Source organism: Salinimicrobium sp. 3283s (genome assembly GCF_039602225.1).
Taxonomy (GTDB): Bacteria; Bacteroidota; Bacteroidia; order Flavobacteriales; family Flavobacteriaceae; genus Salinimicrobium; species Salinimicrobium profundisediminis.
In genome coordinates, this window is sequence record NZ_CP143631.1 from 2832381 (window position 1) to 2846616 (window position 14236).

Consider the following 14236-nt stretch of genomic DNA (forward strand, 5'->3'; position numbering starts at 1 on the left):
TGCCGTATTGTCAACAGATGATTTTTGTAGGGCGACAATGGAATTTTCAAATTTCTCCGAAAACTTTTTGAACTGGTACCAGCACCATAATGGCAGGTATATAAATGCGATCCTAAGTTTACTGCCCGTGTATAGTCTACCGGCTTACAAATCTGTTTTGGCCGTATCTATAGCTTTATTGGGTTGGTCTATTTATCTTTTTGTGGAAGCGTGTTTTAAATTTTTTGGTATAGCTCTACCTAAGGTGCAGAGCTTTGCCCTTTCGGTTTTACTGTATAATGTTTTGATAAGTCAATTGCCTTCGGTTTATGAATTTTTCTACTGGTATGCGGGTACCACGGCTTACTTGTATAGTATAATCTTTTTTCTTCTTTTTCTCGCTATCATTTCTAAACTTGAAAAGGGAAAAAAATTCGTATGGCTTTCAGCTTTGCTGGTAGTTCTTGTTAATGGGAACAATGAAATGCTTATTCCGTTCACTAATCTTTTTTTATTGGTCATTCTAATGTGGCAGGTTATTTACAAAGGAAAATTAAGGATTCAGTCATTCATATTAAATCTCGTTAGCTGGATATCTAGTTTTGCTGCGATTTTTGCTCCCGGCAATATTTCCCGACAGTTGCATTATGCAGAAGGAGGTGAGTTTTTTGACTCTTTACAGGCGGCTGTGTTATCTACAGGGATGTTTTTAATAAAAAGTCTGATCGAGTTTCCTTATGTGCTTTTTTATGCAGGAATCTTTTTGTTAGTTTTTTATTCTTCTAAAAAAGCCCAAAATCAGGTAAATCACTTTTTCAGTCCAGTTATATTTTCTCTCCTCTCCTTTTTATGCCTTGTTAGTGTTAATTTTGTTCCCCTATACGCCACGGGGTATCTTAGAGTTAACGATGGAAGAATCGGCAATATGGTTCATATTGTGACATTGATTATTTTATTTATCAATGTTATAAATACCTCATTGTATGTTAAACGAAAAGCAGTTGATAAGATTTATGTGTCGGGAAGCTGGATTGTTGTTGTATTTGGTGCTTTTCTTATTGGAGTGGTGTTATTAAATCCAAATTATAAGAACTTAAGAGCAGATTTTGAGGAGAGGGATCTTACAAGATTTAAACGTGAAACGGAAAAAAGAGAAGCATTTTTAAAATCTTCAGATAATGCCGAGTTAGTTCTAGACCGAATTCACGGAACTGCAATAATGGATTGGGAAGATATTACTAAGAAACCTCGACACTGGATCAATGAATGTTATATGCAAATGATCAATAAGAAAAACAACAAAAATATTAAACTAATAAAAATTGAATAGTCGAATAACATCGTAATAAGGAAAGTAGAGGTTATAGATAGTAAGAATGTATAGGAGCTTTAAAATATCTAAAACCAATTGATATTCTTTAAAAGAAATTTAATTAGTATTAATTGAGGATAATTAATCGTTTTAAACGACCCTTAATTAACTTTAGGTAAGAAATTCTTTTTAATTCACCCTCAACTTTAATTGCTATTTTCGGAGCTTTAAACAGGCTGCAAATAATAAATGATTTATTTTGTGAGTTGCCCCAGATAAACCCATATCACTTTGAAAGCACATAACGACGAAGAATGGCTTTATGAGATCACTCCCGATCGAAAACTACTGGATCTAAAACTACAGGAGGTATGGCGCTACAGGGATTTACTGTTCTTGTTCGTTAAACGTGACATAGTTACGGTTTATAAGCAAACAATTTTAGGCCCCTTGTGGTATTTTATCCAACCCCTGTTTACCGCAGTTATATTTACTTTGGTGTTCAATAACATTGCAAATATCCCAACAGGAAATGTCCCTCCATTTCTATTTAACCTCACAGGAATAACTGCCTGGAATTATTTTAATCAAAGCCTTACTCAAACCTCCAATACGTTTACAGCCAATGCGGGAATATTTGGGAAAGTGTACTTCCCCCGGGTTATAATGCCTTTAAAAACAGTGATATCTGGCTTGTTTAAATTTGGAATCCAATTAATTATTCTGATAATTTTTTACTTTTATTTCTTTTATCAGGGATTTGAATTAAATCCTAATTTCAATTTGTTGTTATTTCCAGTTTATGTAATGATGATGGCTCTATTAGGTTTGGGAGCGGGAATGATCATTTCTGCCTTTACCACGAAATATCGGGATCTAACGGTGCTGGTAGGATTTGCCACTTCACTTTTAATGTATATTTCTGCAGTTCCCTTCCCTTTAAGGGAGGTTTCTGAAAAGGTCCCTCAACTTGCATGGTTGATAAAATACAATCCAATGGCGCAAATTATAGAAGGTTTTAGGTATATGGTATTGGATACCGGTATCTTTAGCTGGAGGGCTTTTTTCTATACCCTGGGATTTTCTGTGATTCTATTTCTTCTCGGGCTCATTATTTTTAATCGTACTGAAAAGAATTTTATTGATACAGTTTAGGTTAAGCTATAGTCTTTGATTACAAGTCGATATTTGTTACTATTTAATTCTTAAACTGGAAATGTTCCAGGGATCTCTATTATTTGGAAGTGATGAGAAGTTAAGATAGTATACTGAAATTGAAGATCACCAGAATGAATAACCCGCGAATTTTTCTTATTTTTCCCTCCTTAAAAAAAGACTGCAAACTCCTTGCTTAATACTGTCTCCTGAACATGAGTGTGATCCTTGAAGCTGAGAATATTTCAAAACAATACCGCCTGGGAACCGTGGGGTCGGGAACTTTAAGTCACGACTTAAACAGATGGTGGCATACAATTAGGGGTAAGGAAGATCCCTATTTAAAGATTGGTGGTGTTAATGACCGGAGTGCAAAGGCTGTTGAAGATTATGTGTGGGCGCTACGGGATATTAATTTTGAGGTACAACGGGGCGAAGTCCTAGGCATTATCGGTAAGAACGGAGCAGGAAAATCTACCTTGCTAAAACTGCTTTCAAGGGTAACAGCCCCCACTACCGGCAGCATAAAAACTAAAGGACGAATCGCTTCACTGTTGGAAATAGGTACCGGTTTTCATCCCGAACTCACCGGCCGTGAAAACATTTTTATGAATGGTGCAGTATTAGGGATGACTAAAGCAGAAATTAAAGCTAAACTGGATGAGATTATAGCTTTTTCCGGTTGTGAGATGTATATAGATACTCCCGTTAAACGTTATAGCAGCGGGATGACTGTGCGTTTAGGCTTTGCCGTTGCTGCACACCTGGAGCCGGAAATACTGGTGGTAGACGAGGTGCTTGCAGTAGGGGATGCTGAATTTCAAAAAAAAGCCATAGGTAAAATGCAAGATCTCTCCACTGGGGAAGGAAGAACTGTGCTTTTTGTGAGTCATAATATGGATTCTATAAAGCACTTATGTACGCGTGCCATAGTTATTGATAATGGCCGTACCACTTTCAATGGAAATGTGGAGAATGCAATTCAGTTTTATCTTAAGGAAGGTACATTAAAAAGCGAAATAGGACAAATTAAGGAGAGGGAAGGTTCTGGGGTTATTCGGATAAAAGATGTTGCAGTATATGGAAATGTCCCTCATACCTTGCCACAAACGGGAGAGCCATTGCATATTGAATTTTCATTAAAAAACCCTACAGGCATTCACAGCGACCAAATCCAATTTGATATTCGTATCAATGACTACGCAGGGCACCGTATTACATGGATGAGTAATAGTTTGGTGCCAGATAAGGTATCACAAATTGTCCAAAAAGTAGAATTCATTCTTCCTAAGTTAAATTTAAATCATGGTTTTTACCTTGCGACTATTTTTATTAGTGTAAATAACGAAGTAAGTGATTGGATTCAAGATGCCTTTTCCTTTGAGGTAACTGAAGGCGATTATTATGGTTTTGGTAAAAAAATATCTACCCAACAGGGTAAAACTTTAATGGATTTTAAAGTCAAATATCAGTGATTAAAAAACTTAAAGCTTTAATTAGCGAAAATAGAGAAAATCAAGCTTTTATTATTCGTCAAAATAAAGAGTTAGAATGGGCACATGTATATCATGACAGTATACGGGGTAAAGCTTATTTAGAGAATTTACCTTTAAATATTGGTAGATGGGCAGGTAATTATCCATTTTTTTACTTGTTAAACCGAATTATGTCCGATGCTAAGCCCCAACATATTTTAGAATTTGGACTAGGTGAGTCTTCTAAATTTATTTCCTCTTACTTACAGCAAGATTTGTCTTCCAGAACACATCAAATAATTGAGCATGATATAAATTGGGCCAATGCATTCACTAATAAATTTAAATTGAGTGAAATTTCCAAAATTTTAATTTGTCCTTTGGTAATAAAAAAGATTAACAATTATGACGTGAATTGTTATAAAGGATTGACTGATGTTTTACGAGGTACTTTTGACTTTTATTTAATAGATGGTCCCTTTGGAAGTCCTCATTATTCACGATATGATATTACATTCATGGCAGAAAGGCTTTCATCTTCGGATGACTTTATTATAGTAATTGATGATTTCGATCGGGTTGGTGAAAAGGAAACCTGTCGAGCTCTTTGTGCTCTATTTCAAAGAAAAAAAATTAAAACATATACCCAAGTATATTCCGGGCTTAAAGAAGTTTGGGTGCTGACTTCTCCTAAGTATCGCTTCTTGACATCTATTTAAAGATTTAAATGTTGTTTTACTTATAATATTGTTACTTAAATGCCCAAAGGCTGGCATTCTCCTTTTTTACAAATGCCCTGCCATTTGACTTACTAACTAGCGAATACATTCACGCATATTAAAAATTTTATGAACAAGAAAAAACCTAAGATTTTAGCAGTATTAGTGAATTACGGCACGGAACAGATCCAATATTTAGAGCAAGTGATTAAGGAGCTTAAGAGTTTCAGCAAATATGACGTAACTGTTATTGTAAATTCTAATATTGATTTAAATATTAAAGGCATTGATAAAGTAGAAATTTTTAAGCTGGATGATTATCAGCTGTTGCCTTTAACGTGTAGAAATACCATTTGGAATAACAAACAGTTCTATGACATTTTTCTCTATGGAGAAAATGATCTTTTATTTGAGGAAAAGCATATAGATAATCATCTGATTTATTCAAGTTTTTTACCAAAAAATCGAATAGCTGGTTTGCTTCGATATGAAGAGGATGCTGACGGTAAATACTATCCAGATTATCACGCCAATTTTGAATGGGATTTTAATTCAGTTGAAATATACGGTGGTAAAAAATTTGCGCATTTCACAAATCTTCATCAAGCGACATTCATATTAACTAAAGAACAATTACAGGACCTTGGTAAAAAAATAAAATTCAATCAACTTTATACAGACTCGTTTTCTGGTTATATAGAATTGACAAAAAGAAAGATCAGTCAAAAATTAGGGATTAAAATAAAAAGAACAACCTTATATTCTGAAATCTATAGTAAAAAATGTAGAGTTAATACAGATATTTTTAAATATGGGGGTAAGAAAAAAATAATCTGTATTACAGATTTTGATCAAAATTTAATACATCATTTATCTAATGTTTATATTAATGGACTCAAAGGAAGAAACAAGTTAAGATCAGATGAAGCTAGAATGAGAAATTCTATTAAAAAACTATTAAAATAAAATTATCAATTTGATTAATTTAATTGTAAGAATTGTAATATGGTCGCTATTGTAATTCCATATTATAAAATCACCTTTTTTGAGCATACTTTGCGCTCCCTGAAAAATCAAAAGCAAAAGGATTTCCATATTTATATTGGAAACGATAATTCCCCTGAGAACCCTGAGGAAATGATTGACTCCTTCAGAAAGGATCTTGATATAACTTATAAAAAATTCCGGCATAATTTAGGTGGTACTTCTCTTTCGGCCCACTGGGAACGTTGTATTGAGATGACAGGGGAGGAGGAATGGATCATGATCCTGGGGGATGATGATGTTTTGCAGGATAATGTTATTTCTTCCTGGTATGATCATCTGGACCTGTTTATTTTCAGGACGAACCTGGTCCGCTTCTCTTCCAAATTAATTTCAGAGACAGGTGAAGAGCTCTCCGGTAATTTTTATCACCCCACCTGGGAAACCGCTCCCGATGCTTATTTTAGAAAACACCAGAATATAACCCGTAGTTCTCTCCCCGAGTATATTTTTTCAAAAGAAGCTTTTCAAAAGCGTGGATTCTATGATTTCCCAATGGCCTGGCATAGTGATGACAGGGCATGGCTGGATTTTGCCGGTAATTTGCCTATTTATACAATTAATGAAGCCACTGTTTTAATTAGGTTTTCTCCTGCGAGTATCTCGGGGAAAATTGACAATGTTCATCAAAAGGCCCAGGCAACCAAAGAATTTTTGGAATACCTCATCCTAAAAAAGTTATCGGTCTTTACCCGGGAGCAGGCTTTTACTCTTATCAGGAGTTATGAAAATTTCCTTGAAAAGAATGATAAGAATACGTTTAGAGAGAGGTTACTCTTACTTTTTATTTATTTAAAAAACTATGAAAGCCGGTCTTTCAAAACATTTTTAAAGAGAAGTCTCAAGAGTCTTATGAAACCTGACCAAAAAAAATAAAATTTCCTATACCTTGGGGCCATGAATGATCCTTTAGTTTCTGTAGTAGTTCCATGTTTTAGGCAAGGGCAATTTCTCCCTGAGGCTCTGCAATCTGTATTGGATCAAACCTACCACAACTGGGAATGCATTGTAGTCAATGACGGAAGCTCCGATAACACAGAACAAGTGGCTGCAGCATGGCTTAAGAAAGATAAAAGGTTTAATTATTTGTATCAGGAGAATTCTGGTGTAAGCAGTGCGCGAAATACCGGTATAGCTCATTCGAAAGGTGAGTATATATTGCCACTTGATGCAGATGATAGAATTGCGCCGGAATACATTGAGAAAGCTGTAGAGGCTTTTCTTATTTCACCGGACCTAACCCTAGTATATTGTGAGGCCGAAAAATTCGATGAGGAATCAGGAAAATGGAATTTAGCTCCATTTTCCTTACATACTATGAGCAGGAAAAATGTTATTTTTTGTTCTGCTTTATATAAAAAGAAGGATTGGGAAAGAGTTTGCGGTTATGATATAAATATGTCAACAGGAATAGAAGACTGGGAATTCTGGATAGCCCTTCTTAAGCATGGAGGAATGGTAAAACAGCTCAATTTTACCGGTTTCTATTATAGAATTAGAAATAATTCCCGCACTGCCCTGGTAGAAAAGAATGGGATAATCGATATGTATGAATACATGACGGTAAAACATCCGGATTTTTTTGTTGGACAGTACGGATCTTTCATAGAAATGGAAAGGAATATGCTCAACTATAGGAAAGAAGTGGATTTGCAATTAAAAAGTGAAAAATTTGTTGTCGACCTCTTTTGCAAAAGGTTCTTTGGATTTACCATTTTTGGCAGGTTAGACAGTATTAAAAATTTGCAAGAGAAGAAGAGAAATGTCAAATAGGAAGATTGAATTTCTGGCTTACTACCTTCCACAGTATCATCCTATTCCCGAGAATGACAAGTGGTGGGGGAAAGGTTTTACAGAGTGGACAAATGTAGTAAAAGCGAAACCTCTCTTTAAAGGGCATGAACAGCCTAAGTTGCCGTCTAGTCTTGGGTTTTATGATCTTCGGTTAGCAGAAGCAAGAGCTGCTCAGACCAAATTAGCAAAGGAGAACGGAATAGACGGATTTATTTATTATCAATACTGGTTTGGCAATGGTAAAATGTTACTTGAGAGACCTGCCGAGGAAATGTTGCGTGACAGGGAGCCGGATTTCCCTTTTTGTTTCTGCTGGGCCAATGAGACCTGGAAAGGAATATGGCACGGGGTAGATAACCCGGAGGTGTTGATAAAGCAGACTTATAACGGAGAAGATGATTACAGACAATATTTTGCCTATTTACTACCTTTTTTTAAAGATTCCAGGTACATCAAAGTAGATAGTAAACCCATGTTCCATATCTACAGAGTAGAGAATATCCCCGATTTTGATAATTTTTCCAAAATATTTAATGAAGAGGCAAGAAAAAATGGTTTTAAGGGAATTTATATTATTTCTACCATAGTTGCAGATGTAGACAAAATTGTAGCAAGAGAGGATATTTATGGACAGGTGGGCCTTGATATCTTCCACCGCATGCGGTATAACCAGGATCTTCTCTTTCCGAAAAACAAATTCCTTCTAAAACTGGAAAGGAAAATAAAGAAAAAAATCGGTCATACCAATAAAATCGGGGAAAGACAAAAGCCGCTTATTTTTGATTATAAGAAAGGGGTATCTAAATTAAATGTGGAATTCCCGCACAAGAAGTATATTTCCTGTGTTTTCCCTAACTGGGATAATTCTCCGCGGAGTGGAAAAAAATCCCTGATCTTTAAGAATTCCAATCCCAATGCCTGGCAGGAGCATTTACAAGTGGCGGTTGATGAGCTTGTGAAAAATCCCGGGAATCCTCCCTTTATTTTTATTAAATCATGGAATGAGTGGGCAGAGGGTAATTATCTGGAGCCTGATACAAGGTACGGAATGCAATGGCTGGAAGCGGTAAAGAATGTCAAGGATAGTTTGGAAAATAAATGATTGTACTAGATAAACAACCTCTGGTTTCAATAATTCTTCCCTGTTTTAATGGAGAGAAATTTTTGGGGGAAGCAATAGAAAGCTGCCTCAACCAGACCTTGACAAATTTGGAATTAATTATTGTTGATGATGGTTCAACTGATAATTCCCTGGAAATTGCAAAGAGTTTCGCCAGCAGTGATAGTAGAATAGTAATTATCGAAAATGAGACCAATAAGAAGCTTCCGAAGAGTTTAAATATTGGCCACAATGCTGCAAAGGGAGATTTTTTAACCTGGACGAGCCACGATAATCTCTTGCAGCCTGATTGTCTAGAAGAACTGTTGAATGGTTTAATTAATTTTGGCTCCGATATTACTTTTTCCGATTATTTGGTGATATATGAAGATGGTACCATAAAACGTCGACATTCTTCCGGTCCAGTCGAGTCTTTATTATTTGGTAATTCAATAGGTCCTTCTTTTCTATATAAGAAGGAAGTTTTCCATGCTTTAAAAGGATATAATCCTAACCTGTTTTTAGTTGAAGATTTTGATTTTTGGCTGCGCGCCTCTTTGAATTTTAAATTTATTCATGTGTCGAAGGTTCTATACTCGTACCGTTTGCAGGCTCGCAGTTTAACCTACGAGATTCATAACAATCCTGCTAGAGAAAAAGAACATGAGAACGGAAGATATCAAATTATAAAAGCAACTGCAGAATACTTAAACTGGAGTTATGAAACCAAAGAGCTTATAACATGTTTTCTTTTAAATAAAAATTTTTCTCTTAGCTTATACTTTGATAATAAAGGAGTAATTGGAAGGGATTTGAAAAAATATTGTGGAAAATTTCTCGATTTGAATAAAACGATAGCTGCTCTGTCTTCAATTCTACGATCCCAGCTCCAGTCTAATGATAGTGAAAAAAATATTTCTACCTTAATTCAAATCATTCTAAAAAATAGAAAAATTTTATTTCAACCTCATTACAGTAATAAAGAAACCTTTAGGTTGATTTACAAATGTTTGATTAGTAGATAAGATGGAAGTTCAGGTTTCAATTATAATGGCAACTTATAACCGGGCTCATTTCATTCGAGAAAGCCTGACATCCATTATTAATCAGTCTTTTAAAGACTGGGAATGCCTGGTAATAGATGATGGTTCTACAGATGAAACCGTGGAGGTGGTCGCATCCATTGAAGAAAATGATGAAAGAATAAAATATTTAATAAGACCAGGTAATTATACAACGGGGCTTCCAGGCTGTCGCAACTATGGTTTAGATAAAGCTAAAGGAAACTATATTATCTTTTTCGATGATGATGATATAGTTCATCCCAGGAATCTAGAAGTAAATTTAAGATCGATTGAACATTATTCTAGAGATTTTTGTCATTATCAAAAGAAACCTTTTAAAGAACAATGGAATTCTGATTATATTGATGTAATAGCAAAACCAGAAATTTCTTCCATAGGTTTAGCACAGTTACAGGATATTATCATGAATAAAATTAGTTTTGCCTCCTGTTGTGTTTTGTGGAAAAGAGAATGTTTTGGGAAAATAAGGTTTAATGAAGATTTGATGTATGCGGAGGAATGGGAATGTTATTCCAGAATCTTGACATCCGGATTTCAAGGAGTAAGTATTAATCAAGTATTGTATTATAACCGGAAGCACCCGGATTCCAATACAGGAGAATTTTACAGTAATGATCCAGTGAGAAGGAACTCATACAGTCGTGCAGTTAAACTGGTATTGGATAATCTAAGGAGAAATGATCTACTCTCAGCCGAATTAAAACAGTACTTTATCAGGATGGGATTCTTTTTTAAGGATTATTCTATTATTCAATATACCCTGGAAACAGTTGACTCTTCTACCATTGAAAAATCCAAATACAGGCTGGGTTTTGCCTTTTACCCCTTGTTAAAGAAGTATTTTAACTTTATTAATGATCTAAAAAAAAGAGTGGGAAGATGAAGGTTCTTGTAATTGCTCAGGATTTAAAAACTTCCGGAACTAGCGAAGGGATCGTTTCGCGTTCTTTTCTCGGAAAATTAAGAAAGACTTATCCCGAAGCAATTATAAGGGTTATTTACCTCAGGAACATTGAAAGTGAAGATCAGCTGGAATTATTGCCTGTGGATTCCATTGAAAATTTGGGTGTAAAAAGATCTCCTCCAAAGTATATCAAAGCATTGAACAGGATTTACTGGAGGGTCTTTAAAAGTTCCCTTAATAACCAGTTTCTGGTAAGTCAATATCGACACCATATAAAGAGAATTAATTGGACTGAATATGATCATATTTTTATTCGAAGTGCAGGAAATAATTTTGAGACAATACTGGCCTGTTTGAACCTGCCTATATTAAAAAATGCTATAATAAATTTTCATGATCCTTATCCTCAATTTTCAGATCCTGCTTGTGATCATGTCCCTACGTCCCTGGAATTAAATTTGCAAAAAAGGATGGGAGAAGTTGTGCAGCAGGCAAAAATCTGCATTACGCCTTCTCAATCCCTGTCTGAAGACCTTGAATTTTTTTATGGCTCCAGGAAAAAGTTTTACACTTTGCCTCATCAGTTTGATTCGGCAGTGTTTGATATTCTGCCTTCAGGAAAGAATTCAGAAAGAAAGAAAAAGCTCGTGATCTCTTACCATGGAGCAGTACAACTGGGAAGGAATTTAAATATACTTTTGGATGCCTATCTGGCTTTACTAGAAAAAGAAAGGTCTTACCGCGAAAGCACTCAATTTTTACTCAGAATCACTGGGCCTTATAGGAATGAAGTAATTCAGAAATATCAACAACATCCTAATCTCCTTTTTCTTGAGCAGATTTCTTTTCCAGAATCTTTAAGGGAAATGAAATATGAAACAGACATTTCTGTAATCCTGGAAAATTGTACCGGACGCAGCAATATTTTGCCCGGCAAAGTTCCCGTTATTGCTTCTCTTAAGAAACCTTTTCTCTGTCTTTCTCCGAAAATAAGTGAGTTGCGAAGGCTGCTTCATGAACCTGCTTTTGTGGCCACCTGTGACGACCGGGAAGAAATTTTGCAGAAACTGGATCATCTCATTACCTCAGTGTTGCAAAAAAAGGAATTTAAGGAAGATCCTTTTAAAGGGTATTTCAATGAGAGAAACTTTAAAAGTCGACTAGAGCAAATATTGGAGGATGTAAACCATAATTAAATCTTCCCGTTTCATATGTTTGTATAACCAGATAGAACCTACTTTCAAACCCGCCTTTAAAAATGAAAATCCTGCTTTGTTTTGGAACCCGTCCTGAAGCTATTAAAATGGCTCCAGTTATCCTTGAGCTCAAAAAACAAAACCTGGGTTTCAAAGTTTGTGTTACGGCACAACACCGGGAGATGCTGGATCAGGTATTGAATTTCTTTGGGATTGAGCCGGATTATGATCTGAATTTAATGCAGCCGGACCAAAATCTTAATTCCTTGAGTGCTCTTATTTTAAAGAATATAGATAAAGTAATAGAGCAATATGAACCGGATATTCTTTTAGTGCAGGGGGATACCACCACAGCATTAATGGCTTCTCTCGCTGCATATAACAGGGGAGTAAAGATAGGTCATATTGAAGCGGGGTTGAGAACAGGAAATTTACAATCGCCTTTCCCGGAAGAGGGCAATAGACAATTAATTAGTAGAATAGCCAATTATCATTTTGCCCCTACGCTCTCTGTCAGGAATAATCTTTTAAGGGAATCTATCCCTGAGGATAAAATATTGGTTACCGGTAATACGGTAGTAGATGCTCTCAAAATAGGTAAGTCCAGGCTGGAAGAAGGATTTAGGAATGAAGAAATAAATAACCTTCATGCCTTTATTCGAAAGAATAAAAAACTTATCCTTGTTACCGGCCACCGAAGAGAAAATTTCGGCAAAGGCCTAGAAGAGGTTTGCCAAGCACTTCTCAAAATTGAAAGAAGGGAAAATGTGCAGATCATCTTCCCTGTACACTTAAATCCAAGAGTAATGAAACCGGTACATAAATTGCTAGGTTCAAGAAGAAATATTCATCTGGTTGCCCCGGTAAATTATCCTGCATTTATTTGGTTGATGATGTGGGCAGATCTAATCATCTCAGATTCCGGGGGAATTCAGGAAGAAGCTCCCAGTCTTAAAAAAACTGTCCTGGTTACTCGTGATACTACTGAAAGGCCTGAAGGGGTTGAAGCTGGTTTTTCCATTTTATGTGGAACTAATCAACATAAAATTATAAAAGAGGCTTATCACCATTTAGACTTTCCTTCGCTATATGTAGATAGAACAAATCCATTTGGAGATGGTTTTGCTTCAAAGAGAATAATTAATTTTTTAGGATAGAAGGATGTCTAGAAGGAAAAGAAAAATTCTTATTGTAGTAGAATCTATAGATGTTGAAGACAGCAGTGGCTCCAAGGCAAATGTTGCTCTAATAAAGAATATATGTAAAGCTGGCTTTAAGGTAGTGGTATATCATTATACCCATAAGGATATTCATTTGGAGGGGATTAGATGTATAGCATTAAAAGAAAACCGTAAGAGTCTGTTATTCTTCCTAAGTCGTTTGGAACGTTATATTCGCTATACGTCAAAAATTAGTCTCAATATTTATATAGAGAAGCTTTTTGGTTTTTCATTTACATATTTAAATGATAAAAACAGTATAGCTTCTGGATTGGGAAAGATCCAGGATTTTAATCCAGATTTGGTAATAACATTAAGCAAGGGTGCGAGTTTTAGGCCGCATCACGCCTTGCTACAACTACCTCAATATCATCCAAAATGGATGGCCTATATACATGATCCATATCCCAGGCATTCTTACCCCCGACCATATGATTATGTAGAACCCGGACATCAACAAAAGAGAAATTTCTTTTTAAAAGTTGCAGAGAAAGCAGGTTACGTTGCTTATCCCAGCAAAATGTTAGCAGAATGGATGGAAAGTTATTTTCCCCTTTTAAAGGGTAAATCTGTAATTATACCACATCAATTAAATCACGAGATTAGAAACGATGATTTGCCTGATTTCTTTAACAAAAAAGCATTTACTATTCTACATGCAGGAGCCTTATTGGGCGCAAGGAATCCATTTTTTTTAATCACTGCTTTTCAAAAGTTTCTAGAAAAATTTCCAGAAGCAAAAGAAAACAGCCAACTTTTTTTTATTGGTGAACAATCCAATTATATTTCGCAATTCTCAGAGTTTAAAAAGATTATTCCGCAATTATATTCCAGTGATGGTTATGTGCCTTATTCTACTGTTTTGGCTTTGCAGCAATTTACTTCTGTGAATTTAATTTTAGAAGCAAAAAGCTCGATAAGCCCTTTTTTACCCGGAAAATTCCCCCATTGTATAATGGCAGGAAAGCCTATTTTTTTATTGGGACCTTACTACAGCGAATGCAAACGCTTGTTAGGAATCGATTATCCTTATTGGAGTGAAATTGATGATGTGGATAAAATCTCTGATATAATTTCAAGCCTATATTTGCAGTGGAGAGAAAACCCCGCGGAACTTAGGTTGAAAAGGCCAGATTTAGAGCATTATTTGTCTGCAAAGCATTTAAAGGAAACAATTGAAAGGCTTTTAACCATTTACACTCGGAGGGAGCTAGATTAGCAATTGTAATAACAGTTCTACATGTTCCAGATTAT

Annotated in this window: 13 protein-coding genes; all 13 read left to right on the top strand. The window is 35.5% G+C overall.

Features of this window, described 5'->3' with window-relative positions; all coding sequences use genetic code 11:
• Positions 1–157: 157 nt before the first annotated feature.
• The 13 genes from VS868_RS12600 to VS868_RS12660 all read left to right on the top strand — a co-directional run bounded on the left by VS868_RS12600 (position 158) and on the right by VS868_RS12660 (position 14201).
• Complete coding sequence (locus VS868_RS12600) at positions 158–1309, top strand: DUF6056 family protein (RefSeq protein WP_345597990.1); 1152 nt, start codon at positions 158–160, stop codon at positions 1307–1309.
• A gap of 273 nt (positions 1310–1582) precedes the next feature.
• Positions 1583–2446 (top strand): ABC transporter permease, encoded by an 864-nt coding sequence (locus tag VS868_RS12605; protein WP_345597992.1) that lies wholly within the window; start codon positions 1583–1585, stop codon positions 2444–2446.
• Positions 2447–2661: 215 nt separating this feature from the next.
• Positions 2662–3921 (top strand): ABC transporter ATP-binding protein, encoded by a 1260-nt coding sequence (locus VS868_RS12610; RefSeq protein WP_345597994.1) that lies wholly within the window; start codon positions 2662–2664, stop codon positions 3919–3921.
• Positions 3918–4640, top strand: coding sequence for a hypothetical protein (locus VS868_RS12615; RefSeq protein WP_345597996.1), 723 nt, complete (start codon positions 3918–3920; stop codon positions 4638–4640). Before VS868_RS12610 ends, VS868_RS12615 begins: the two co-directional genes overlap by 4 nt.
• A 129-nt stretch (positions 4641–4769) precedes the next feature.
• On the top strand, positions 4770–5606 hold the full coding sequence (locus VS868_RS12620) for a hypothetical protein (protein ID WP_345597998.1): 837 nt from the start codon (positions 4770–4772) through the stop codon (positions 5604–5606).
• Positions 5607–5645: 39 nt separating this feature from the next.
• Positions 5646–6560 carry a glycosyltransferase family 2 protein gene (locus VS868_RS12625; protein ID WP_345598000.1) on the top strand — a complete coding sequence of 305 codons (915 nt, stop codon included), beginning with the start codon at positions 5646–5648 and terminating at the stop codon, positions 6558–6560.
• Positions 6561–6581: 21 nt separating this feature from the next.
• Positions 6582–7457, top strand: coding sequence for a glycosyltransferase family A protein (locus VS868_RS12630; RefSeq protein ID WP_345598002.1), 876 nt, complete (start codon positions 6582–6584; stop codon positions 7455–7457).
• Positions 7447–8580 carry a glycoside hydrolase family 99-like domain-containing protein gene (locus VS868_RS12635; protein ID WP_345598004.1) on the top strand — a complete coding sequence of 378 codons (1134 nt, stop codon included), beginning with the start codon at positions 7447–7449 and terminating at the stop codon, positions 8578–8580. The genes VS868_RS12630 and VS868_RS12635 overlap by 11 nt, the downstream gene beginning before the upstream one ends.
• Positions 8577–9602 carry a glycosyltransferase gene (locus tag VS868_RS12640; protein WP_345598005.1) on the top strand — a complete coding sequence of 342 codons (1026 nt, stop codon included), beginning with the start codon at positions 8577–8579 and terminating at the stop codon, positions 9600–9602. Before VS868_RS12635 ends, VS868_RS12640 begins: the two co-directional genes overlap by 4 nt.
• Before the next feature lies 1 nt (position 9603).
• On the top strand, positions 9604–10545 hold the full coding sequence (locus VS868_RS12645) for a glycosyltransferase (protein WP_345598006.1): 942 nt from the start codon (positions 9604–9606) through the stop codon (positions 10543–10545).
• Positions 10542–11762 carry a hypothetical protein gene (locus VS868_RS12650; RefSeq protein ID WP_345598008.1) on the top strand — a complete coding sequence of 407 codons (1221 nt, stop codon included), beginning with the start codon at positions 10542–10544 and terminating at the stop codon, positions 11760–11762. Before VS868_RS12645 ends, VS868_RS12650 begins: the two co-directional genes overlap by 4 nt.
• A gap of 62 nt (positions 11763–11824) precedes the next feature.
• A complete protein-coding gene (gene wecB, locus VS868_RS12655; RefSeq protein WP_345598010.1) occupies positions 11825–12919 on the top strand; it encodes a UDP-N-acetylglucosamine 2-epimerase (non-hydrolyzing) in 1095 nt (364 codons plus the stop codon).
• 4 nt (positions 12920–12923) lie between these two features.
• Positions 12924–14201 (top strand): UDP-glycosyltransferase, encoded by a 1278-nt coding sequence (locus tag VS868_RS12660; protein ID WP_345598012.1) that lies wholly within the window; start codon positions 12924–12926, stop codon positions 14199–14201.
• Positions 14202–14236: the final 35 nt, after the last annotated feature.